Annotated in this window: 18 protein-coding genes and 1 pseudogene; 8 read left to right on the top strand and 11 right to left on the bottom strand. The window is 60.5% G+C overall.

Annotation, left to right across the window (positions count from 1 at the left end; all coding sequences use genetic code 11):
- Positions 1-5 precede the first annotated feature (5 nt).
- Positions 6-440, top strand: a complete 435-nt coding sequence (gene agaF / locus ACSBQS_RS21900; RefSeq protein ID WP_033644830.1) for a PTS galactosamine/N-acetylgalactosamine transporter subunit IIA — start codon at positions 6-8, stop codon at positions 438-440.
- A 36-nt stretch (positions 441-476) separates the two neighbouring features.
- Here agaF and ACSBQS_RS21895 read toward each other — a convergent pair whose 3' ends face one another.
- Positions 477-2,204, bottom strand: coding sequence for an ABC transporter ATP-binding protein/permease (locus tag ACSBQS_RS21895; RefSeq protein WP_042785281.1), 1,728 nt, complete (start codon positions 2,202-2,204; stop codon positions 477-479).
- 205 nt (positions 2,205-2,409) lie between these two features.
- Between ACSBQS_RS21895 and ACSBQS_RS21890 the strand changes: the two genes are divergently transcribed.
- Positions 2,410-3,117 (top strand): hypothetical protein, encoded by a 708-nt coding sequence (locus ACSBQS_RS21890; protein ID WP_033644832.1) that lies wholly within the window; start codon positions 2,410-2,412, stop codon positions 3,115-3,117.
- 28 nt (positions 3,118-3,145) lie between these two features.
- Here the strand turns inward: ACSBQS_RS21890 and ACSBQS_RS21885 are convergent, their stop codons facing one another.
- Positions 3,146-3,793, bottom strand: a complete 648-nt coding sequence (locus ACSBQS_RS21885; protein ID WP_033644834.1) for a DsbA family protein — start codon at positions 3,791-3,793, stop codon at positions 3,146-3,148.
- A gap of 68 nt (positions 3,794-3,861) precedes the next feature.
- A complete protein-coding gene (locus tag ACSBQS_RS21880; RefSeq protein ID WP_434991340.1) occupies positions 3,862-4,746 on the bottom strand; it encodes an MBL fold metallo-hydrolase in 885 nt (294 codons plus the stop codon).
- Positions 4,747-4,854: 108 nt separating this feature from the next.
- Here ACSBQS_RS21880 and ACSBQS_RS21875 point away from each other — a divergent pair, with 108 nt between their 5' ends.
- Positions 4,855-5,763, top strand: coding sequence for a LysR family transcriptional regulator (locus ACSBQS_RS21875; RefSeq protein ID WP_033644836.1), 909 nt, complete (start codon positions 4,855-4,857; stop codon positions 5,761-5,763).
- A gap of 27 nt (positions 5,764-5,790) precedes the next feature.
- On the opposite strand, the gene ACSBQS_RS21870 is transcribed toward ACSBQS_RS21875, so the two are convergent.
- A complete protein-coding gene (locus ACSBQS_RS21870) occupies positions 5,791-6,714 on the bottom strand; it encodes a LysR family transcriptional regulator (RefSeq protein ID WP_047026615.1) in 924 nt (307 codons plus the stop codon).
- Between the two features lie 133 nt (positions 6,715-6,847).
- On the opposite strand from ACSBQS_RS21870, the gene lysA reads away from it, so the two are divergent.
- Positions 6,848-8,110, top strand: a complete 1,263-nt coding sequence (lysA, locus tag ACSBQS_RS21865; protein ID WP_033644838.1) for a diaminopimelate decarboxylase — start codon at positions 6,848-6,850, stop codon at positions 8,108-8,110.
- A 27-nt stretch (positions 8,111-8,137) separates the two neighbouring features.
- Here lysA and ACSBQS_RS21860 read toward each other — a convergent pair whose 3' ends face one another.
- From ACSBQS_RS21860 to galR, 3 genes and pseudogenes are all read right to left on the bottom strand, one after another.
- Complete coding sequence (locus ACSBQS_RS21860) at positions 8,138-8,440, bottom strand: helix-turn-helix domain-containing protein (protein WP_025304078.1); 303 nt, start codon at positions 8,438-8,440, stop codon at positions 8,138-8,140.
- 5 nt (positions 8,441-8,445) lie between these two features.
- Positions 8,446-8,789: pseudogene (locus ACSBQS_RS21855) on the bottom strand (type II toxin-antitoxin system RelE/ParE family toxin).
- 158 nt (positions 8,790-8,947) lie between these two features.
- The gene (gene galR / locus ACSBQS_RS21850) at positions 8,948-9,967 is read right to left on the bottom strand and encodes an HTH-type transcriptional regulator GalR (protein ID WP_033652132.1); all 1,020 of its coding nucleotides are present in this window, start codon (positions 9,965-9,967) and stop codon (positions 8,948-8,950) included.
- 220 nt (positions 9,968-10,187) lie between these two features.
- On the opposite strand from galR, the gene ACSBQS_RS21845 reads away from it, so the two are divergent.
- The 3 genes from ACSBQS_RS21845 to lplT all read left to right on the top strand — a co-directional run bounded on the left by ACSBQS_RS21845 (position 10,188) and on the right by lplT (position 16,127).
- Entirely contained in the window at positions 10,188-12,446 is a 2,259-nt protein-coding gene (locus ACSBQS_RS21845; protein WP_342165084.1) for a molybdopterin guanine dinucleotide-containing S/N-oxide reductase, read from the top strand.
- 343 nt (positions 12,447-12,789) lie between these two features.
- Positions 12,790-14,943, top strand: a complete 2,154-nt coding sequence (aas, locus tag ACSBQS_RS21840) for a bifunctional acyl-ACP--phospholipid O-acyltransferase/long-chain-fatty-acid--ACP ligase (protein ID WP_147838273.1) — start codon at positions 12,790-12,792, stop codon at positions 14,941-14,943.
- Entirely contained in the window at positions 14,943-16,127 is a 1,185-nt protein-coding gene (gene lplT / locus ACSBQS_RS21835; protein ID WP_197666778.1) for a lysophospholipid transporter LplT, read from the top strand. The genes aas and lplT overlap by 1 nt, the downstream gene beginning before the upstream one ends.
- Before the next feature lie 32 nt (positions 16,128-16,159).
- On the opposite strand, the gene ACSBQS_RS21830 is transcribed toward lplT, so the two are convergent.
- From ACSBQS_RS21830 to mutH, 4 genes are all read right to left on the bottom strand, one after another.
- Complete coding sequence (locus ACSBQS_RS21830; RefSeq protein ID WP_033644844.1) at positions 16,160-17,200, bottom strand: NADP(H)-dependent aldo-keto reductase; 1,041 nt, start codon at positions 17,198-17,200, stop codon at positions 16,160-16,162.
- Positions 17,201-17,405: 205 nt separating this feature from the next.
- Positions 17,406-17,624 (bottom strand): YgdI/YgdR family lipoprotein, encoded by a 219-nt coding sequence (locus ACSBQS_RS21825; RefSeq protein WP_016929923.1) that lies wholly within the window; start codon positions 17,622-17,624, stop codon positions 17,406-17,408.
- Positions 17,625-17,779: 155 nt separating this feature from the next.
- Positions 17,780-18,496, bottom strand: a complete 717-nt coding sequence (locus tag ACSBQS_RS21820) for a TerC family protein (RefSeq protein ID WP_033644847.1) — start codon at positions 18,494-18,496, stop codon at positions 17,780-17,782.
- Positions 18,497-18,596: 100 nt separating this feature from the next.
- Positions 18,597-19,283, bottom strand: a complete 687-nt coding sequence (gene mutH, locus ACSBQS_RS21815) for a DNA mismatch repair endonuclease MutH (RefSeq protein ID WP_033644848.1) — start codon at positions 19,281-19,283, stop codon at positions 18,597-18,599.
- Between the two features lie 696 nt (positions 19,284-19,979).
- On the opposite strand from mutH, the gene rppH reads away from it, so the two are divergent.
- Positions 19,980-20,507: an RNA pyrophosphohydrolase gene (gene rppH / locus ACSBQS_RS21810; RefSeq protein WP_004931849.1), complete on the top strand. Its 528-nt coding sequence runs from the start codon at positions 19,980-19,982 to the stop codon at positions 20,505-20,507.
- Position 20,508: the final 1 nt, after the last annotated feature.

Here is a 20,508-nt window from a genome sequence, read left to right as displayed (position 1 = left end):
GGGATATGCCAGGCATTGTGATTACCGGCCACGGCGGCTTTGCCTCCGGGCTGCTGCAGGCGGTGGAACAGGTGGTGGGGCCGCAGCGACATTGCGCGGCGGTCGATTTCCCCGAACAGATGAGCACCGCGCAGCTCAGGGATGCCTTACGCTCGGCGCTGGTCGCGGTGGCGCAGCCGGACGGCGTGGTGTTCCTGACCGACATGCTCGGCGGTTCGCCTTTTCGCAGCGCCTGTGAACTGGCGGATGCGCGGGGTGATTGCGAAGTGCTGACCGGCGTCAACATGCAGCTGGCGGCGGAAATGATGCTGGAACGTGACGGACTGAGCCTGGATGAATTTCGCGAGGTGGCGCTGGCGTGCGGTAAACGCGGCCTGACCAGCCTGTGGCATGAACGCCGCCGAGTGAAGTGCGAAGACGCGCAGGCCGACGGCATCTGAACGAAAACCGGGCGCGGGCGCGCCCGGCTCCGTGAGTTAGGCCGGCAACGGGCTCAGCGCCAGACGCGCCGGTTGGTCTTCGCCGCGGCTGAAGCGCCAGCAGGTCTGGTGGTATTTCGCCACGCTGTTGCGGTGCGCCACGCTGACCAGCGTCACGTCCGGCAGTTCATCCACCAGCAGGCAGTACATCAGTTGCTCGGTTTCGTCGTCCAGCGCGCTGGTGGCCTCGTCGAGGAACAGGATGCTCGGGCGAATCAACAGGGCGCGGGCGAAGGCTAGCCGCTGTTGCTCGCCCGGCGACAGGCGATGGCTCCAGTTGGCGGAGGTGTCCAGCCAGCGCTGCAGGTGCTTCAGGCGGCAGTTTTCCAGCACCCGCATCAGCTGCGCGTCGCTGTATTCCGACGCCAGGCTCGGGTAGCTCAGCGCTTCGCGCAGCGTGCCGATCGGAATGTAGCTGCGCTGCGGCAGGAACAGCATGTTGGCGTTGCCCTCTACCCCGATGGCGCCCGCGCCGTAAGGCCAGATACCGGCGATGGCGCGCAGCAGCGTCGACTTGCCGCAGCCGGAAGGCCCGACGATCAGCAGGCGATCGCCGCGTTGCAGCGTCATCTCGGCGCCGGTCAGCAGCGGCTGGCCGTCGGGCAAGTGCAGGCTGAGGTTGTCCAGCGTTAACGGATGGGCGGTCTCCTCCCGCAATTGAATGCCGCGCGGCTGATGGTGAACCTGATCGACGGCGGCGTTGAAGCCGGCCAGACGGTTAACGCAGGCTTTCCAGGTCGCCAAATCGTTAAATGCGTCGATAAACCACGACAGCGCGCCCTGCACCTGGCCGAAGGCCGAGGCGATCTGCATCAGGCCGCCCATCTGGATGGCACCGGAGAAGTAGCGCGGCGCCGCCACCAGCAGGGGAAACACGATGGCGAACTGGCCGTAGAAGTTAGTGGCGATGTTGAGCCGCCGGGTGATGCGCATGATCGCCCACCAGTTGCTGCGAATGGTGTCGAAACGGTCGCCCAACTGCTGCGCCTCGCGCGGTTCGCCGTGGTATAGCGCAATGGCGTCGTTGTTTTCGCGGATGCGGATCAGGCCGAAACGGAAGTTCGCCTCATACCGTTCCTGGTTGAAGCCCAGCATGACCAGCGGTTTGCCGACCCACCAGATCAGCAGCGATCCCAACACCGCATACAGCAGCGCGAACCACACCATATAGCCGGGCAAGGTGATGGCGTGTTGCCCGAGCGCGAAGGTCATCGGCCCGCTGACGTGCCATAAAATGTCGATAAAGGAAAACAGCGTCACCAGGCTGGAGAGCAGCCCGAGCGACAGCGACAGGGTATATTGGGTCAGCACGTTGAGATCTTCAGCGATACGCTGATCGGGGTTATCGACGATCTGCTGCTGCTCGGTGTGGTAATACGCCTGGTGCGCCAGCCATTTTCCCATGAACCTTTCCGTCATCCAGCGCCGCCAGCGCATCTGCAGCCCCTGAGTCAGGTAGATCTTGTAGACCGCCAGCACGATGAAGATCAGCGCCAGATAGGTAAAGCGCCACAGCTGCGCCTTGAATACCGGGTAGTTTTTGTTCTGCAGCGCGTCGTAGAACACCTGGTTCCACTGGTTGATCTGCACGCTGATATAGACCAGGCCGAGCGACAGGACGACGATGGCGATCAGCATCATCCAGGCGCGCCATCGTTCCTCCGACACCCAAAAGGGTTTGATCAACTGCCAAATGGCGTGTCTCTGCAAGGGGGTTGCGTTCATAACGGCTCGATAATTGCGGTATTTTGTTCAGCATGGGCTGCGGGCCGGTAACAAACAAACCGCGACTGTAAGCAGTTTTGACTCCGCTAACCGTTTGAAATAAGGCTGCTGAATCGCCGGCGGCGCGCAGGTGAGCGCAATTGCGGCATACACTCCGGCGCCGGGCGGTTATACTGGCGCCGAATTTTTGCAGAAAGGATAAACGATGAAGGCTTGGTTTCCCCTGTTGCTGACCTGCGGCGTCTTCGCCAGCGCCCGGGCCTGGGCGCACATTGACGAGCCGGACATCGCCGCCGACTGCCAAAAGGTGGCGAGCTACGCCGAACTGGGAAAAAAGGCCTATCAGCGCCAGGATTACGCCAAAGCCGCCGACATCTTTCGCGATCAGGCGGCCTGGAGCGAGTTTTGCGGTCTGAGCGAGCAGGCTGTCGCCACGGCTTACAACAACGTGGCGCTGTCGCTGATGCACGCCGGTGAATTGCTCAAGGCGCAGGCCTATCTGGCGCTGGCGCCGCACGATGACAAATCGCAGCACAACATGAGTCTGTTGCGCCAACGCCTGGCGCAGCGGCCGCAGCCGCAGGGGCCGGGCGGCGTGTACTGGCAATACGCCGGGCGCGGCGTGTGGAGCGAAGTGGTGGTGAAGCCGCAGGGCGAGCGCTGGCTGATCGATTTTTCCGGCTACGCCATGCCGCAGATGGGGCTGTATTACGGCCCGAACATGGGCGACTTCACCGCCGAGCTGCCCATTGAGCACGGCAAGGCCGTCTACCATCAACATGACTCGGAAAGCGCGCAGGTCTGCGACGTGACGATGGCGTTTGGCGAGCAAGCGCTGGAGATGCATACGCGGGGGGATTGCGGGTTCGGCCACAATGTGCGGGCGGAAGGGCGGTTCGTGCGGGTCGAATGACCCGCCCCGGTGGCCGGGGCGAGAAGGGTTACGCCAGCGCGGCGGCGCCCAACAGATTCTTCCAGGCTTCCACATTGCCCAGATAATTGCCGGCCGGCAGCAGATGCAGCTGGCCCTCGCTATCCTGCAGCGCAAAGGTCGGGAAGCCTTGGCCCTGCACTTTGGCCAGCAGCGCCCGGCTTTCCGCGATGTGTTGCGCGGTCGGCGCACCGCTGTTGAAGCGCATTTCGGCGATAAACGCCGCCGAAGGCAACCCCAGCTCTTTCGCCAACGCTTCCAGCACCGGCGTGTCGGCGATGCGTCGCCCTTCCTGATAGTGCGCCTGCTGAATGCGGTGCAGCATGTCCAGCCCGCGTCCCGCCAGTTTTTCCGCCGCCAGGATAGCGGTGATCGGCGGCTCGGAATCCATCACCGCCGTGGTGTCGCGCAGCAGGCCGTTGAAATAGGCTTCGCCGAAAGGCTGGCCCGTCATCTCGGCGATGCGCTTGTCGTGCGGAATAACGTAGTTGCGCCATTCGTCGGTAATCTGACGGCGGTTGTTGCCGGTCATCATGCCGCCGGCGTGCGGCACGACCTTCAGCCCGGGGAGGCTCTGAGCCGCTTTCACCAGCGGCGCGGCGCCGTAGCACCAACCGCACAGCGGATCGAAAATGTAATGCAGAGTGGTTTCGGTCATTTTTACTCCTCGCTTGGCGCGCGGCAAGCCGCCGCGGCGCCAGGGCTGGTTCAATCACGCTCGGGCGCTTATTGCGGCCACTTCATCTCGCCTTTCAGCACTTTCGCGCTCAGTTCCAGGCTCGATTCGTCTTTCAGCGTCGGGTAGTGCTTTTTCATCGCTTCAATCAGCGCGGCGGAATCCTTGGCTTTCGGCAGTTCGGTTTCCAGCGTGGTCAGGTATTTTTGGGTAAAGTGCACCGATGCCAGTGTCTGTGCGGCACCCGGCAGGAAGTGGCCCGGCACGACGACCTGTGGCTTCAGCGCTTCGATGTTTTTCAGCGTCTGCTGCCAGTGCTGGCGCGATTCTACGCTCTGGTTATCGGCGATCCACGGATGGATATTGTCACCGGCGACCGCCACGCCGCCCACGACCGCTTTCAGCGCCGGGATCCACACGAAGGTGCGATCGGGGGTCGGGCCGTTCAGGCCTTTCACTTCCACTTTTTGACCGTCGATGGTGAAGCTGTCGCCCTGCAGCGGCTGCGGCACGATCACGGTTTTCGGCGCGTTGTCTTTCAGGATTGGGCCCCAGTAGGCGATTTTGCCGTCTTTGGTGGCGTTAATGTCCTTGATGGTGCCAGGCGAAGCGATGATTTTCGCCTCCGGGAAAGCGGCCTTAATCACGTCCAGACCGAAATAGAAATCCGGATCTGAGTGGCTGATGTAGACGGTGGTCAGTTTCTTGCCGGTCGCCTTGATCTTTTTCACCAGCTCTTCGGCATCGTTGCGCTGGAACTGTGCGTCGATCAGCGCCACTTCGTGTTTGCCGCTGACGATTTCGGAAGACACCGGGAACACGCTTTTCTCGCCCGGGTTATACACTTCCATGGTCAGGGTATCGGCAGCGGTGGCGTAGGTGCTCAGGGTGGCGACGCCGGTGAAGGCCAGAGTTAACAGTGATTTCTTAAACATGGGCAGAGGTCCTTAGGTATCGGTTAATGTTGTAATGATGTTAGGTTGCATAAAGCGATAGAAAAACCGGATAATAAGCAATTATTCGTTGCATAAATCGGACTAATCATGGATCGCATTACCGCCGCTGAGGTTTTTGTCACCATCGTCGATCGCGGCAGCATGATCGCCGCTGCGGAAACGCTGGAGATGTCGCGCGCGATGGTCACTCGCTACCTGGCCCAGATGGAGCAATGGGCCGGGGCGCGTTTACTGCACCGCACTACCCGTAAGCTTAGTCTGACCGACGCCGGTGAGCGTACTTTGGAGCGCTGCCGACAAATGTTGGCGCTGGCGGGGGAAATCGATCTGGTGGAGGAAGGGCAAAGCGACGAACTGCGCGGCCTGCTGCGCATCACCTGTTCGCAATCGCTCGGACAAACGGCGCTGGTGGGGGCCGTCGCCCAGTATCTGAAGCGTCATCCGCAGGTGGCGGTCGATCTGCAGATGAACAACCGGGCGGTGAACCTGGTGGAAGAGCGCATCGATCTGGCGCTGCGCATCACCAATGAGCTGGATCCCAACCTGATCGCCCGGCCGCTGTCCACCTGCGCGTCGGTGGTGTGCGCCGCGCCCGCTTATCTGGCGGCGCACGGCACGCCGCGCCAGCCGCAGGATCTGGCGTTGCACAACTGCCTGACTTATTCCTATTTCGGCAAAAGCCTGTGGCATTTCGACGCTCAGGGGGTGAAATCGGCGGTGGCGGTCAGCGGCAACCTGAGCGCCAACGAATCGGTGGTGCTGATGGCCGGTACGGTGCAGGGGGCGGGCATTTCCCTGCAGCCCTACTATTCGGCGGCGCCGCTGTTGGCCAGCGGCGAACTGGTAGAGCTGCTGCCGGGTTACCGGCCGCAATCGATGGGCATCTACGGCATCTACACCTCACGCCGACAAATGCCCGCCACCTTGCGCACCATGCTGGACTTTCTGGTGGAATGGTTCGCCAGCGATCCGCAGTGGCAGGCGACGCTGCGCTAAGGCCGCGGCAACATTCCCACGCCGTTTTCACCGTTTGACGGCGGCGGCCAGGCGGGCGGAGAACAGCGCCGCCTGTTGATGCAGATGGTCGATAAAGGCCGTCACCAGCGCCGATGAAGGGCGGTGCAGCGGCCGTATCAGGCTGACGGTGAACGGCACGTCGATGCTGAATGGCCGCACGTGCACGCCGCTGCCGGCATAGTCGAGCGCCGTCAGCGGGTTGACGATCGAGACCCCCACGCCGGCTCTCACCATGGCGCACACTGACGCCGCGCTGTGCGTTTCCATCACCATGCGGCGCTCGACGCCCTGCTCGGCGAACAGCGCATCGAGCAAGTGGCGATAGCTGTCGGTGCTCGACAGGCTGATAAAGTTTTGCCCGGCGAAATCCTGCGGCGTCAGTTGGCCTTTCGCCAGCAAAGGATGGCCCGCCGGCAGTACGCAGACCTCATTCAACGTCATCAGCGTTACCCGCTCGGTGCCCGCCGGCGTCAGGGTGGTTTCCGTCAGCCCCAGATCGTGGCGCTGGGCCGACAGCCACTCTTCCAGCAGCGGCGATTCTTGCGGGATCACGCTGAAGCTGACTTCCGGGTAACGTTCGATAAAGGGCCGGCACACCGCCGGCAGCAGCGATTGGGAAAATACCGGCAGGCACACGATCGACAGCTGCGCCTGCTGAAACTGGCGAATGCCGGCGGCGGCGTTGACGATGCGATCGAGGCCATAATAGGAGCGTTGCACCTCTTCGAACAGCCGTAGGCCCTGCACCGTGGGGGACAAGCGCCCGCGAACCCGATCGAACAGCTGCAGCCGAATCAGCTTCTCAAAGCGCGCCAGCTCACGGCTGACGGTGGGTTGCGAGGTTTGCAGCAGGGCTGCCGCCTCGGTCAGGTTGCCGGTGGTCATCACCGCCCGAAAGATTTCTATCTGCCGCAAAGAGATGCTGTGCATGACGAGGCTGCTCGACTGTAAAGAAAGCTATATCATAAATGAATAGACTACGGCTAAATAGATATTTTCCACCCGATTCAGCGTGCGGCACTATGGCCTTATCTGCCGTTACTTTCGAATTGGGAATATCGCCATGCCACGCCCGTTGCACGACACCTCCACCGCGTTGAACGCCGCTAACCTGCTGGCCTTGCCGCAGCGCTTCGGTTGCCCGGTCTGGGCTTATGATGCCGACATCATCAGCCAGCGCATCGCTCAGCTGCGCCACTTCGACACTATCCGTTTCGCGCAGAAAGCCTGTTCGAACATTCATATTTTGCGCCTGATGCGCGAGCAGGGCGTGAAGGTGGATTCGGTGTCGCTCGGCGAAATCGAGCGGGCGCTGCAGGCCGGTTTTCAGCCGGGCGGCGAGCCGAGCGATATCGTGTTTACCGCGGACGTATTGGATCACGCGACGCTGGCGCGCGTCAGCGCATTGAAGATCCCGGTCAACGCCGGTTCCATCGATATGCTGGATCAGCTCGGCCAGGCTTCCGCGGGGCATCCGGTGTGGCTGCGCATTAATCCGGGGTTTGGCCATGGCCACAGCCAGAAAACCAACACCGGCGGCGAGAACAGCAAGCACGGCATCTGGTATGCCGACCTGCCGCAGGCGGTGGAGAAGATCCGCCGCTACGGCCTGAAGCTGATCGGCGTGCATATGCATATCGGCTCCGGCGTCGATTACCAGCATCTGGAGCGCGTCTGCGATGCGATGGTGCAGCAGGTGATCGATCTCGGTCATGACATCAGCGCCATTTCCGCCGGCGGCGGCCTGTCTATCCCGTATCAGTACGGCGAAGAGGCGATCGATACCGAACACTATTTCGGTTTGTGGAACCGGGCGCGTGAGCGCATCGCCGCGCATCTGGGGCACCCGGTGCAGTTGGAGATTGAACCCGGACGTTTCCTGATGGCGGAGGCGGGCGTATTGGTGGCCGAGGTGCGGGCGGTAAAAGACATGGGGAGCCGCCACTTTGTGCTGGTGGATGCCGGTTTTAACGATCTGATGCGCCCGGCGATGTACGGCAGCTATCACCATATTTCGCTGTTGCCGGCCGATGGGCGCGACACCTCGGAACAACCGCTGCGCGACACGGTGATCGCCGGGCCGCTGTGCGAATCCGGTGACGTCTTCACCCAGCAGGCGGGCGGCGGCGTGGAAACCCGCGAGCTGCCGCCGGTGCAGATCGGCGATTATCTGGTGTTTCACGATACCGGCGCCTACGGCGCATCGATGTCCTCCAACTACAACAGCCGTCCGCTGTTGCCTGAAGTGCTGTTCGAAAACGGCGAGCCGCGTTTGATCCGCCGCCGCCAAACCATCGAAGAACTGATCGCGCTGGAACTTATCTGATAGGCGGGCGGGCGCCTTGCGCCCGCTTCACAGCGTCATGCGGCGGTGCTGGCCATTGGGCAATTGCACATCCAGCGATAGCGTGCCGCCCATCGCCTCGATATAGCGTTTGAGCGACGACAGCTTTATTTCGCTGCCGCGCTTTTCCAAATTGGCGACGGAGGGTTGGCTGATACCGAGCCGCTTCGCCAATTCAACCTGAGAAACCGCCAGCTCTTCCCTCAGCATTGCCAGCCGCAGTTCGAAAATTTCCTTGTCCGCTTTTTGCCTAGCTGCGGCAACGACGGCGGGATCGAGCTTGTCGATCAGTTGGGATAACGGTTTGGCCATCTGCACTACCTCCGGGTTGCCAGATAATGTGAAAATTCCATGGCAGCGATGGGCAACATGCGCTGGTAAAAGCGTTTGTCGCCGGTTTTATCGCCACCGCACAGTAATACTGCTTGCCGCTGTGGGTCAAAGGCGAAAAACACCCTGAAAGGGCGCCCGCGATGTTGAACGCGCAACTCCTTCAACTGCCGGGCCGCGTCGGAAAAATGCAGCGTATCGGCGTGCGGCCGCGCCAACTGCGGGCCAACGTCTGTAATTTGAAGATCGCCGCCAGGATGCTTGTTTGCTGGGCGTTGTTCAGCGCCAAAAACCAGTCGTCGAATCGTTCGACGGTCACCACTTGCCACATGATGCGCTCCGAATATAGCGTTTATGCTATATAGCGTAAAGGTTATTGTGCCAACAATATGCACGAACGCAGAGAGCGGAAAAAATCCAAAAGCGAGAAATGCGGCGGGCTGCGCAATCTGAGCGCATGGGTGACGGCTCACCCATGCGGCGGCATGATTACGGCTGTTCGTGCGCGTTGTTGAGGGTGGCGACCGAGTGGCGGCGCACCAGCGTCGGGCTGAACATGTTGGTGATTTCCGGCAGCGGTTGCCGGTTGGCCAGCGCCAGCGCCAGCTCCGCCGCCTGGGTGGCCATCGCCACGATAGGGTAGCGAATGGTGGTCAGGCGTGGGCGCAGGTAGCGCGAAATCAACACGTCGTCGAAACCGATCAGCGAAATTTCTCCCGGTACGTCGACGCTGTTATCGCTCAGCACCGACAGCGCGCCAGCGGCCATCGGATCGTTGTAGCAGGTAATGGCGGAGAACGAACGGCCGCGGCCGAGCAATTCGGTCATCGCCTGTTCGCCGCCGATCTCGTCCGGTTCGCCGTAGGCGATCAGCTTTTCATCCACCGCAATGCCGTGTTCCTGCAGCGCGTCGAGATAGCCTTGCAGACGATCGGTGGCGTCGGAAATCTGGTGGGTGGAGCAGATGATGGCGATGCGCTGGTGCCCTTGCTGGATCAGATGACGGGTCGCCAGCCAGGCGCCGTAGCGATCGTCGAGCGCCACGCAGCGCGTTTCAAACCCCGGCAGCGTGCGATTGATGAGCACCATGCCCGGGATCTGTTGCATCCAGCCGCAAAGTTCCTGATCGCTCAGCCTTTTGGCGTGCACCACCAGCGCTTCGCAGCGGTGCCGCACCAGCTGTTCAATCGCCTGACGCTCTTTTTCGGCGTCGTGGTAACCGTTGCCAATCAGCAGAAAATTGTGGGTGGCGTAGGCCACCTGCTCGACCGCCTTGACCATCGCGCCGAAGAAGGGATCGGAAACGTCGGAGACGATCAGCCCCAGCGTCTCGGTGGATTGCTGCGCCAGCGCTCGTGCGTTGGCGTTAGGGTGATACTGCAGCTGTTCCATGGCGGCCTGCACCGCGGTGCGCGACCCTTCGCTGGCCTTGGGGGAATTGTTTATCACGCGGGATACCGTGGCCACGGAAACACCCGCCAGCCTGGCAACATCCTTTATCGTAGCCATATCAGTCAACACATCCTGGGTAATCGCTTACATCCCCCAGTTTTGCGGAAAAAAACCGGGGCTGCAAGCGGTCTCGTGCGCAACTTGTGGTGGCGGTTGCAGAATCTCTTCGAGTCTGTACGCATAACCGACTGCTACCGAACGATAGCGCAATTTGTACGTTGGCACTGGCGGCGGGCTGAGGTAACGTCTGTGCATTCCGATTTGCGCCGAGAACGCCATGTCCATTAAACGCTATCCGCAGCTCGCCCATTGGGGCGCTTATACCGCCGTGGTTGAAGACGGCCGGCTTATCCGTTGTGAACCCTTCGTCGACGATCCCGACCCTTCGCCGCTGCTCGATTCCATCGTCCCGATGGTCTACTCCGACAAACGCATCCGCAAGCCGGCGGTGCGCCGCTCGTGGCTGCAAAAGCGCGAGGGCAGCGACCGTACGCTGCGCGGCAGGGAAGATTTCGTCGAGGTGGATTGGGAGTTAGCGCTCGATTTGGTGGCGCAGGAGAATCGCCGGGTGCGCGATCGTTACGGCGCCTCCGGGTTGTTTACCGGCTCTTATGGCTGGTCGTCGGCCGGGCGGCTGCACCATGCCCGCTCGCTGGTGCGGCGGTTCTACTTCAGCGGCGGCGGCGGCGTCGATCAGCAGGGCAACTACAGCTGGGGCGCGGCGCAGTTTTTTCTGCCGTATGTGATCGGCACTTTCTCGCCCTTGACCGGGCGCGTCACCAGTTGGCCGAGCGTGGTGGAGCATTGCGAGCTGTTTGTGGCGTTTGGCGGGTTGGCGCTGAAAAACGCTCAGGTCTCTTCCGGCGGCGCGGCGGAACATGCGCTCAAGCCCTGGCTGCAAAAGCTGGCGCGCAAGGGCACGCCGGTTGTCAACATCAGCCCGATGCGCGATGATTGTCCCGAGTTCGTCAACGCGGAATGGATCCCGATCCGGCCGAATACCGACGTGGCGCTGATGCTGGCGCTGGCTTACGAAATCCAGCGGCTGGACGCGCAGGATGAAGCCTTCCTGCACAGCCACTGCGTGGGCTATCAACAACTGGCGGATTACCTGAACGGCGCCGGTGACGGCGTGGCGAAAACCCCCGTTTGGGCCAGCGCAATTACCGGCATTCCGGCGGCGCGCATCGCGCTGCTGGCGCGGCAACTGATCGGCGTGCGCAGTTTCATCACCTGTTCCTACTCCGTGCAACGCGCGCATCGGGGGGAGCAACCGTATTGGATGATGATCGCGCTGTCGGCGATGCTGGGCCAGGTGGGGCTGCCGGGCGGCGGTTTCTCGTTCGGCCACGGCTCGATGAACGGCGTCGGCAATCCACGCGTGGACACGCCTGCGCCGACCATGCCGGTAGGCGAAAATCCGGCCGGGCTGGCGATCCCGGTGGCGCGCATCTGCGACATGCTGTTGCACCCCGGTGAGGCCTATCAATTTTGCGGCGAGACGCGGCATTATCCGGATATCCATTTGGTGCACTGGGCCGGCGGCAACCCGTTCCATCATCATCAGCAGTTGAATCGGCTGGTGGAGGGCTGGCAGAAGCCGGACACGGTGATCGTTCAAGATATCTGGTGGACGGCGGCGGCCAAAATGGCAGACATCGTGCTGCCGGTCACCAGTTCGCTGGAGCGTAACGATATCGGCGGCTCGTCGCGCGATCGCTACGTGTTGGCGATGCATCAGGCCATTGCGCCGCAGCATCAGGCGCGCAACGATTTCGATATCTTCGCCGATCTGGCGGAGCGTCTCGGCTATCGTGAGCGCTTTACCGAGAATCGCGACGAGCGGGCCTGGATCGAAGCTATCTACCGGCAATGCGGCACAGCGCAGCAGCGCGCCGGCGTCGCCTGGCCCGAGTTTGAGGCCTTCTGGCAACGGGGCTATGTCGAGCTGCCCGCGCCGGCTAAAGAGTTCGTATTTTTTGACGCGTTCCGCGCCGATCCGCAGGCTAACCCGCTGCAAACGCCCAGCGGCAAGATAGAGCTGTTCAGCGAGCGGATCGCCGGCTATCGCTACGAAGATTTCGCTCCGCATCCGCAGTGGCGGCCGCCGGTGGAGTGGCTGGGCGCGCCGCAGGCCAAAAACTGGCCGCTGCATCTGATCTCCATTCAGCCGAGCGATCGCCTGCATAGCCAGATGGATCCGGCGCCGCTGGCGCAGGGCAACAAGACCGCCGGGCGAGAAACCTTGTACATGCATCCGGACGATGCGGCGCCGCGCGGTGTGGCGGACGGCGCCGAAGTGCTGGTCAGCAACGCGCGCGGCAGCTGTCTGGCGGGGGTATCGCTCACCGATGGCGTGACGCGCGGCGTGGTGCTGATGGCGACCGGTGCCTGGTTCGAGCCGGGTTTCGACGCGCAGCGCCGGCCGGTCGAGCAGGCGGGCAACCCGAACGTGCTGACGCTGGATATCGGCACCTCGCCGCTGACGCAGGGGCCGAACGCCATGAGCTGCCTGGTCGAGGTCAGCGCACGATGAGCGAAGATGTCACGTCTGGGTCACTGGCTCGTCGTTGTTATATTTATTTTCGTCGCTGCGGGAAGGTTTAAGTTTCATTGAGTTATTACAGCAGATCGTGGGAAATTTACAGCTGGTTGCATTTGGAGCAGAACTCTTGCGATTCGCCGGTAGTTTCCTGCACGCCATCTCTCTAGAGTAGGTGATCCCAGAGGTATTGATTGGTGAGAAATCAGCGTGCCTTGCATGCTGAAGCCATTTTCAATTGCACCAACCTACGCGGATGCGTAGGTTTTTTTTTGCCTGCCATATAGTATTCTTTTCCCTACAACGATTTACGCCTCCATGGCCAAGGGAGAAGGGCATGATCTTTTCACTGCTGCGCGCGCTGTTTCGCCTGTTGTTTCGGGTACGGGTCGAAGGGGACGTCCAGCACTTCGAACGGCAAAAATTACTGATTACGCCGAACCACGTCTCTTTCCTCGACGGCGTACTGCTGGCGCTGTTCCTGCCGATAAAACCGGTGTTTGCGGTCTATGCCAGTATCGGCGAGAGCTGGTTTATGCGCTGGCTGCGGCCTTACATCGATTTTGTCTCGCTCGATCCCACCAAGCCGATGGCCATCAAGCAACTGGTGCGCATGGTCGAGCAGGGACGGCCGATCGTGGTGTTCCCTGAAGGGCGCATCACCGTGACCGGCGCGCTGATGAAAATTTACGACGGAGCGGCGTTTATCGCCGCCAAATCGGGCGCGACCGTGGTGCCGGTGCGGATCGATGGCCCGGAGTTCAGCCCGTTTGGCCGCATGGCCGGGGTGTTCAAGATCCGCTGGTTCCCGCAAATCAGCATCCGCATCTTGCCGCCGACCACGCTGCCGATGCCGGAAGCGCCGCGCGCGCGTGAACGCCGGGCGCTGGCGGGCGATCGGCTGATGCAGATCATGATGTGGGCGCGCATGGAGACGCGCGAGCCGCAAACGCTGTTCCATGCTTTGCTGGCGGCGCAGCACCGCTATGGGCGCCGCAAGCCTTGCATCGAAGACATCGCTTTCAAAGAAGACAGTTACCAGACGCTAGTCAAGAAATCGCTGGGCGTCAGCCGCATTCTGCAGCGCTTTACCGCCGAGGGGGAGCACGTTGGGCTGCTGTTGCCCAACGCCACCATTACCGCGGCGGCGATCTTCGGCGCTTCGCTGCGCAATCGCATCCCGGCGATGCTCAACTACACCGCAGGCGCCAACGGCCTGAACAGCGCGATGACGGCCGCCGGCATCAAGACCATCGTCACCTCGCGCCAGTTTCTGGAGAAAGGCAAGCTGACCCACCTGCCGGAACAGGTGCCACAGGCTAACTGGGTGTATCTGGAAGATCTGAAAGATACGGTCACGCTGGCGGATAAGCTGTGGATCCTGCGTCACTTGCTGCAGCCGCAGCGCGCGGCGTTGCCGCAACGTCCGGAGGATCCGGCGCTGATCCTGTTCACGTCCGGATCCGAAGGCCATCCCAAGGGCGTGGTGCATTCGCACGCCAGCCTGCTGGCCAACGTAGAACAAATCCGCACCATCGCCGATTTCACGCCGCGCGACCGCTTCATGTCGTCGCTGCCGCTGTTCCACTCGTTCGGCCTGACGGTGGGGCTGCTTACGCCGCTGATCACCGGCAGCCGCATTTTCCTCTACCCCAGCCCGCTGCACTATCGCGTGGTGCCGGAGCTGGTGTATGACCGTAACTGCACGGTGCTGTTCGGCACGGCGACCTTCCTTAACAACTATGCGCGCTTCGCGCATCCGTATGATTTTGCCCGCCTGCGCTATGTCGTGGCCGGCGCGGAGAAACTGGCGGATAGCACCAAACAGATCTACCAGGACAAATACGGCATCCGCATTCTGGAAGGCTATGGCGTGACCGAGTGCGCGCCGGTGGTCTCGATCAACGTGCCGCTGGCGACCAAGGTGGGCACCGTCGGCCGCATCATGCCGCAGATGGAGGCGCGTCTGATCGCGGTGCCGGGTATTGATAACGGCGGCCGTCTGCAGCTGAAGGGGCCGAATATCATGAAAGGCTATCTGCGGGTTGAACGCCCCGGCGAACTGGAGCCGCCGGCGGCGGAAGATGCGAACGGCGTGCTGCAGCCGGGCTGGTATGACACCGGCGATATCGTCAGCCTGGATGAGCAGGGTTACTGCACCATTCGCGGGCGCGTGAAGCGCTTCGCCAAGCTGGCGGGCGAGATGGTGTCGCTGGAGAGCGTCGAACTGCTGGCGCAACGGCTGTCGCCGGATAAACTGCATGCCGCCACGGTCAAAAGCGACAGCAGCAAAGGCGAGGCGTTGGTGCTGTTTACCACCGATCCCGCCATTACCCGCGAGGCATTGCTGCGGGTAGCGCGCGAACTGGGCAGCCCGGAGCTGGCGGTGCCGCGCGATATTCGCCTGTTGAAAACGCTGCCGGTGCTCGGCAGCGGCAAACCTGATTTCGTCACCCTGCGTCATATGGCCGAACAGCCGGAGAGTGCCTGATGAATCCTTCGACCGAATCCCCTTTGTTGTCACGCGGCATGATTGCGGTGATCAGCGCGCAGTTCCTTTCGGCGTTCGGCGACAATGCGTTGCTGTTCGCCACGCTGGCGTTGATCAAGCAGCAGCTGTATCCGGACTGGAGCCAGCCGATCCTGCAGATGGCCTTTGTCGCCACCTATATCATTCTGGCTCCGTTCGTCGGCCAGATCGCCGACAGCTTTGCCAAAGGGCGGGTGATGATGTTCGCCAACGCCCTGAAATTGGCGGGGGCATTGGTGATCTGTTTTGGGGGGAATCCGTTTCTGGGTTACAGCCTGGTCGGCGTGGGAGCGGCCGCGTATTCACCGGCTAAATACGGCATTCTGGGCGAGATCACCAGCGGCGAGAAACTGGTCAAGGCTAACGGCCTGATCGAGGCTTCGACCATTGCGGCCATTCTGACCGGTTCGGTGGCCGGTGGTATTCTGGCGGACTGGCACGTGGCGGCGGCGCTGGCGGCCTGCGCGTTGGTTTACGCGGGAGCGGTGGTCGCCAACCGGTATATTCCGCGTTTGGCGGCGGCGCGTCCTGGCGCTTCGTGGCGTCCTCAGGCCATGACGCACAGCTTCTTTGCTGCCTGCGTTACGCTGTGGCGCGATGGACAGACGCGTTTCTCATTGATTGGCACCAGCCTGTTTTGGGGGGCCGGCGTGACGCTGCGTTTTCTGCTGGTGCTGTGGGTACCGGTGGCGCTCGGCATCGCCGATAACGCCACGCCAACGCTGCTGAACGCCATGGTGGCCGTCGGCATCGTGGTGGGCGCAGGTGCCGCCGCGCGCTTCGTCACGCTTAAAACGGTGAAACGCTGTATGCCGGCCGGGATCCTGATCGGCGTCGCGGTCGCGGTGTTTGCGCTGCAAACGACCATGCTCAATGCCTACGTCTTGCTGGCGCTCATCGGCATGCTGGGGGGCTTCTTCGTCGTGCCGCTCAATGCGTTGCTGCAGGAGCGGGGCAAACATTCGGTCGGCGCCGGCAATGCGATCGCAGTGCAAAACCTGGGTGAAAACGCCGCGATGTTACTGATGCTGGGCCTGTATTCTTTGGTCGTGAAGCTGGGCGTGCCGGTGGTGGGCGTCGGCGTAGGGTTTGGCGTGGTGTTTGCGCTGGCGATTAGCGCGTTGTGGTGGTCGCAGCGGCGGTGAAACGGGGCGCAGCCAGGCTGCGCCCTCCGGCTTCAAGGCGCCGGAATGGTAAACCGGGTGTGGATTTCTTCGAGCGCCTGCAGCACGTCCTCATCCAGAATCACGTCGAGGCTGTCGAGGTTGATTTTCAACTGCTCCACCGAGGTGGCGCCCAGCAGGGTGCTGGCGACGAACGGCTGCTGACGCACGAAGGCCAACGCCATCTGCGAAGGATCCAGCCCGTGTTTTTTGGCCAGCGCCACGTATTCGGCGATCGCCCGTTGGGTTTGCTGCCCTGAATAACGGTTGAAGCGGGTGAACAGCGTATTGCGCGCACCGGCCGGTTTAGCGCCGTTGAGGTATTTACCGCTCAGCGTGCCGAACGCCAGGCTGGAATAGGCCAGCAGTTCTACCCCTTCGTGCTGGCTGATTTCGGCCAGGCCAATCTCAAAGCTGCGGTTCAGCAGGCTGTACGGGTTTTGAATCGACACGATGCGCGGCAGCTCGTGTTTCTCCGCCAGTTGCAGATAGCGCATCACGCCCCAGGGCGTTTCGTTGGAGACCCCGATATAGCGAATTTTACCGGCGCGCACCTGCTCGGTCAGCGCCTCCAGGGTTTCCAGCAGCGTGACCGTGGCTTTGTCATCGGTATATTGATAGTTGAGTTTGCCAAAGCAGTTGGTGGCGCGCTGCGGCCAGTGCAATTGGTAAAGATCGAGATAATCGGTGTTCAGCCGCTTGAGGCTGGCGTCCAGAGCGGCGCGGATGTTTTTGCGATCGAGCGCCTGCTGCGGGCGGATGCTGCTGTCAGTGCCGCGCACCGGGCCCGAGACTTTGCTGGCCAGGACGATTTTTTCGCGATTGCCGCGCGCTTTGATCCAACTGCCGATATAGCTTTCGGTCAGGCCCTGGGTTTCCGGGCGGGGCGGCACCGGGTACAGTTCGGCGGTATCTATCAGGTTCACGCCTGCGGCCAATGCATAGTCCAGTTGCGCATGGGCGTCGGCTTCGCTGTTCTGTTCGCCAAAGGTCATGGTGCCCAGTCCCAGCACGCTCACTTCTAAAGAACTGTGGGGAATACGGTGGTATTGCATTAACGGCCTTCCTTTCTTGTTAGCGCTGACGGGCCGTGCGGCCCGGTGAAACAGGAGCCCAATTCAGAAGACGGCGCAAAGTCCGTCGGGCGGCGATGTCGCCTTTCCTGACTATAACCAAGCGGTGAAGATGGGGGAAGCGGATTCCGTGCGGACACGAATGAGGGCTACCGCGCTCGAGCGGGCGATAGCCGGCGTGCGGTGATTAGCGTTCGATAACCTGGGAAACCTGATCGCCGTTGATCTGGCGGTGATTGCCTTTCTCATCTTTATAACTGATGAGCCCGGTATCGGTGTCGATCTCCGGTTTGCCTTGCGTCAGGATCATGTTGCCGTCTTTGGTCGCCATGACGTAGTCGCTGGAACATCCCGCCAAACCGGCGGCCATAACCAGCGCAGACACTGCCATTACCCACTTTTTCATCCTGCGGATCCTCGATTATGCAGAAAACAATGTTCTTTCAAGATTAGCAAACTCTTGGCAGAGAGCGTCTCAGATAAGTCTTTATCTGATAAGAAAAACTGAAATGAGGGGGCAACGAAACGGCGGAAGCCGCCGATGGCGGCCTCCGCGTAGGGTTATTCCGGCGAACGGTTTTTCTTGCTGCGCATCAGATTGAGCGCTTCTACCGACATGGAGAAGAACATGGCGAAGTAGATGTAGCCTTTCGGCACGTGCACCTGGAAACTTTCCAGCATCAGCGTGAAGCCCACCAGGATCAGGAACGCCAGCGCCAGCATTTTCACCGACGGATGGCGATTGACGAATTCGCCGATCGGCCGTGCGGCGAACATCATCACGCCGACGGCAATCACCACCGCCGCCATCATGATGAACAGGTGATCGGAAAGGCCTACGGCGGTAATCACCGAATCCAGACTGAAGATGATATCCAACAGCATGATCTGTACGATCGCGCCGAAGAAGCTGTGCACCTTAGTGTGGTGCTCTTCTTCCGTGCCTTCGATGGTTTCGTGGATCTCTTTGCTGGCTTTCCAGATCAGGAACAATCCACCGAGCAGCAGGATCAGATCGCGGGCGGAAATGGCGTGATCCAGCACGGTGAACAGCGGGTGCGTCAAGCGGATCACCCAGGCGATGGAGGCCAGCAGCGCCAGGCGCATCAGCATGGCGGCGGCCAAGCCCATTCGGCGAGCTTTGTTCTGTTGCGCTTTGGGCAGCTTGGCCACCACCAGCGACAGAAAAATGATGTTATCAATACCCAGTACGATCTCAAGAATGGTTAGCGTACCTAACGCTAACCAGGCATTGGGATCCATAATCCATTCGAACATTGCCCGACACACCTTAATACTTAATAAATGCAAAGGGTGAATTATACGCGTTTATCGTGGCGCTGACAGGGCTAGCTAAACCAGAGTTAAACGAAATCGCTTAGATTGAGAAATGTCTTGCCAGCAGCGCGCCGGTAAAACCCTTTTTCAGATAGAAACCGCGCGGCAGCGTCATGATAGGTTGCCCCTGTTCGCCGATGGCTTCGGTGAGCGCCTTGTTGTTGGCCGCTTTGGGGCGCAGTTGCAGCACTTCGCCGTGGCGTGCGGTGATGCGTTCTACGTGACCGAGCACAATCAGATCCATCAGCTCTTCCCAATCGCGGCGCAGCATCTCTTCTTCTGCAGCGCTCGGGCTCCACAGCAGCGGCGAACCGACGCGGCGCTGCGCCAGCGGGATTTGCCGTTCGCCCTCTACCGGTATCCACAACACGCGCGCCAGCTTGTGGCGAACGTGGCTGCTGGCCCAGGTGACGCCGCTGTTGCCGGTGAGCGGGGCCACGCAGACGAAAGTGGTCTCCAGCGGTTTGCCGGCGGCGTCGACAGGAATGGTTTTCAGCTCAATGCCCAGCTCAGGAAAATCCTGTTCCGGTTTGCTGCCGGCCATGGCGCCGAGGTACAGCTCCAGCAGCATGCCCACCCAGCCTTTATCGCGTTTCAGATCCTTGGGGATCGGCAACTGCGCGCGGGCGGCCAGTTCGCCAAAACTGAAGCCAGCCAGCGCCTGAGCGCGCTCGAACAGCTGCCGTTCATTTTCCGGCGGGGGCGGCAGAGGGGATAAAAACGCCATAAATCAAGCCTGTCGAATTTGGTTGAAAAACGTACTGCAAAGATACACGGGAAACGGTAACCCCAGTCGCCTGGGGAAAAGAATAATAGTAGCATGATTTTACATGACTTTTTTTCTTTCCTTGCGCGGGCGACAATGCACCCGCGAGGCTTGTTCACCTGAAGCCACCGACAATAAACAGGATCTTACACCTATTTATCCACAGATTTATGGGATAACCCAAATTTTTACCGATCACTGGTTCAATTTACAGCCTTGACTCGGGCGGTTTTTTACGAATTTGTCCGTTTTGTGCGTAACTTGCCCGGATAATCTGTGGATAAAAACGGCGTTGGTGGATCTTTCGCCAGGGTAAGATCCTTACCGTGCATAGATCACATTTTTGCCCTGTACATAACTGTGGAATATTGGTTAATTATATGTTTTTATGAATAATATTGTTTTATCTGTGTGAGGGGGGATTTTCGGGGACGAGAGTTTTACCGGCTTATCCCTCGAGTTCTACACACACCTATCCACAGAAAAAGTGAATAAAACCGGTCTGAAATGCCGATGCATGTTTATAACTTTGCCTATATCTGTGAGTTATCCCAATGTTATCCGGCCCGCAGCGCCGTAAAGCAGTGGTTTACCGCCTGTAGCTTGTGTGAAACAATCAGGACATCTATGCGAATTTAAGCTTATCGAGGTAGTCCGGTGATCGATGATGATGGCTACCGCCCGAATGTTGGTATCGTAATCTGTAATCGTCAGGGGCAGGTCTTATGGGCCCGCCGTTACGGTCAGCACTCCTGGCAGTTTCCCCAAGGTGGGATTAACCCTGGCGAAACTGCGGAGCAGGCGATGTACCGTGAGCTGTTCGAAGAAGTGGGGCTGAGTAAAAAGGATGTGCGCATCCTGGCTTCGACCCGCAACTGGTTGCGCTATAAATTGCCGAAACGTTTGGTGCGTTGGGACACAAAGCCGGTTTGTATCGGCCAAAAGCAAAAATGGTTTTTGTTGCAGCTACTGTGCAATGACGCTGATATCAATATGCAGCGCAGCAGCACGCCGGAGTTCGACGGTTGGCGCTGGGTGAGCTTCTGGTATCCGGTGCGCCAGGTGGTGTCATTTAAACGCGACGTCTACCGCCGGGTGATGAAAGAATTCGCCGTGACCGTGATGCCGATGCAAGAGCAGGCGGCGCCGCGGCAGGCCCCTGCTTATCGCCGAAAGAGAGGTTAAG

It is taken from the genome of Serratia sp. H402Y (assembly GCF_051172415.1).
Taxonomy (GTDB): domain Bacteria; phylum Pseudomonadota; class Gammaproteobacteria; order Enterobacterales; family Enterobacteriaceae; genus Serratia; species Serratia ureilytica.
This window is presented reverse-complemented; position numbering and strand designations above follow the sequence as displayed.

What these genes read in the sequence shown, in the direction of transcription:
- lplT (WP_197666778.1), top strand. Translation starts at nt 14,943, where the DNA reads ATGAATCCTTCGACCGAATCCCCTTTGTTGTCACGCGGCATGATTGCG.
- agaF (WP_033644830.1), top strand. Translation starts at nt 6, where the DNA reads ATGCCAGGCATTGTGATTACCGGCCACGGCGGCTTTGCCTCCGGGCTG.
- ACSBQS_RS21895 (WP_042785281.1), bottom strand. Translation starts at nt 2,204, where the DNA reads ATGAACGCAACCCCCTTGCAGAGACACGCCATTTGGCAGTTGATCAAA.
- ACSBQS_RS21820 (WP_033644847.1), bottom strand. Translation starts at nt 18,496, where the DNA reads ATGTTCGAATGGATTATGGATCCCAATGCCTGGTTAGCGTTAGGTACG.
- ACSBQS_RS21885 (WP_033644834.1), bottom strand. Translation starts at nt 3,793, where the DNA reads ATGACCGAAACCACTCTGCATTACATTTTCGATCCGCTGTGCGGTTGG.
- ACSBQS_RS21845 (WP_342165084.1), top strand. Translation starts at nt 10,188, where the DNA reads ATGTCCATTAAACGCTATCCGCAGCTCGCCCATTGGGGCGCTTATACC.
- aas (WP_147838273.1), top strand. Translation starts at nt 12,790, where the DNA reads ATGATCTTTTCACTGCTGCGCGCGCTGTTTCGCCTGTTGTTTCGGGTA.
- ACSBQS_RS21830 (WP_033644844.1), bottom strand. Translation starts at nt 17,200, where the DNA reads ATGCAATACCACCGTATTCCCCACAGTTCTTTAGAAGTGAGCGTGCTG.
- galR (WP_033652132.1), bottom strand. Translation starts at nt 9,967, where the DNA reads ATGGCTACGATAAAGGATGTTGCCAGGCTGGCGGGTGTTTCCGTGGCC.
- mutH (WP_033644848.1), bottom strand. Translation starts at nt 19,283, where the DNA reads ATGGCGTTTTTATCCCCTCTGCCGCCCCCGCCGGAAAATGAACGGCAG.
- lysA (WP_033644838.1), top strand. Translation starts at nt 6,848, where the DNA reads ATGCCACGCCCGTTGCACGACACCTCCACCGCGTTGAACGCCGCTAAC.
- ACSBQS_RS21825 (WP_016929923.1), bottom strand. Translation starts at nt 17,624, where the DNA reads ATGAAAAAGTGGGTAATGGCAGTGTCTGCGCTGGTTATGGCCGCCGGT.
- ACSBQS_RS21870 (WP_047026615.1), bottom strand. Translation starts at nt 6,714, where the DNA reads ATGCACAGCATCTCTTTGCGGCAGATAGAAATCTTTCGGGCGGTGATG.
- ACSBQS_RS21890 (WP_033644832.1), top strand. Translation starts at nt 2,410, where the DNA reads ATGAAGGCTTGGTTTCCCCTGTTGCTGACCTGCGGCGTCTTCGCCAGC.
- ACSBQS_RS21880 (WP_434991340.1), bottom strand. Translation starts at nt 4,746, where the DNA reads ATGTTTAAGAAATCACTGTTAACTCTGGCCTTCACCGGCGTCGCCACC.
- ACSBQS_RS21860 (WP_025304078.1), bottom strand. Translation starts at nt 8,440, where the DNA reads ATGGCCAAACCGTTATCCCAACTGATCGACAAGCTCGATCCCGCCGTC.
- ACSBQS_RS21875 (WP_033644836.1), top strand. Translation starts at nt 4,855, where the DNA reads ATGGATCGCATTACCGCCGCTGAGGTTTTTGTCACCATCGTCGATCGC.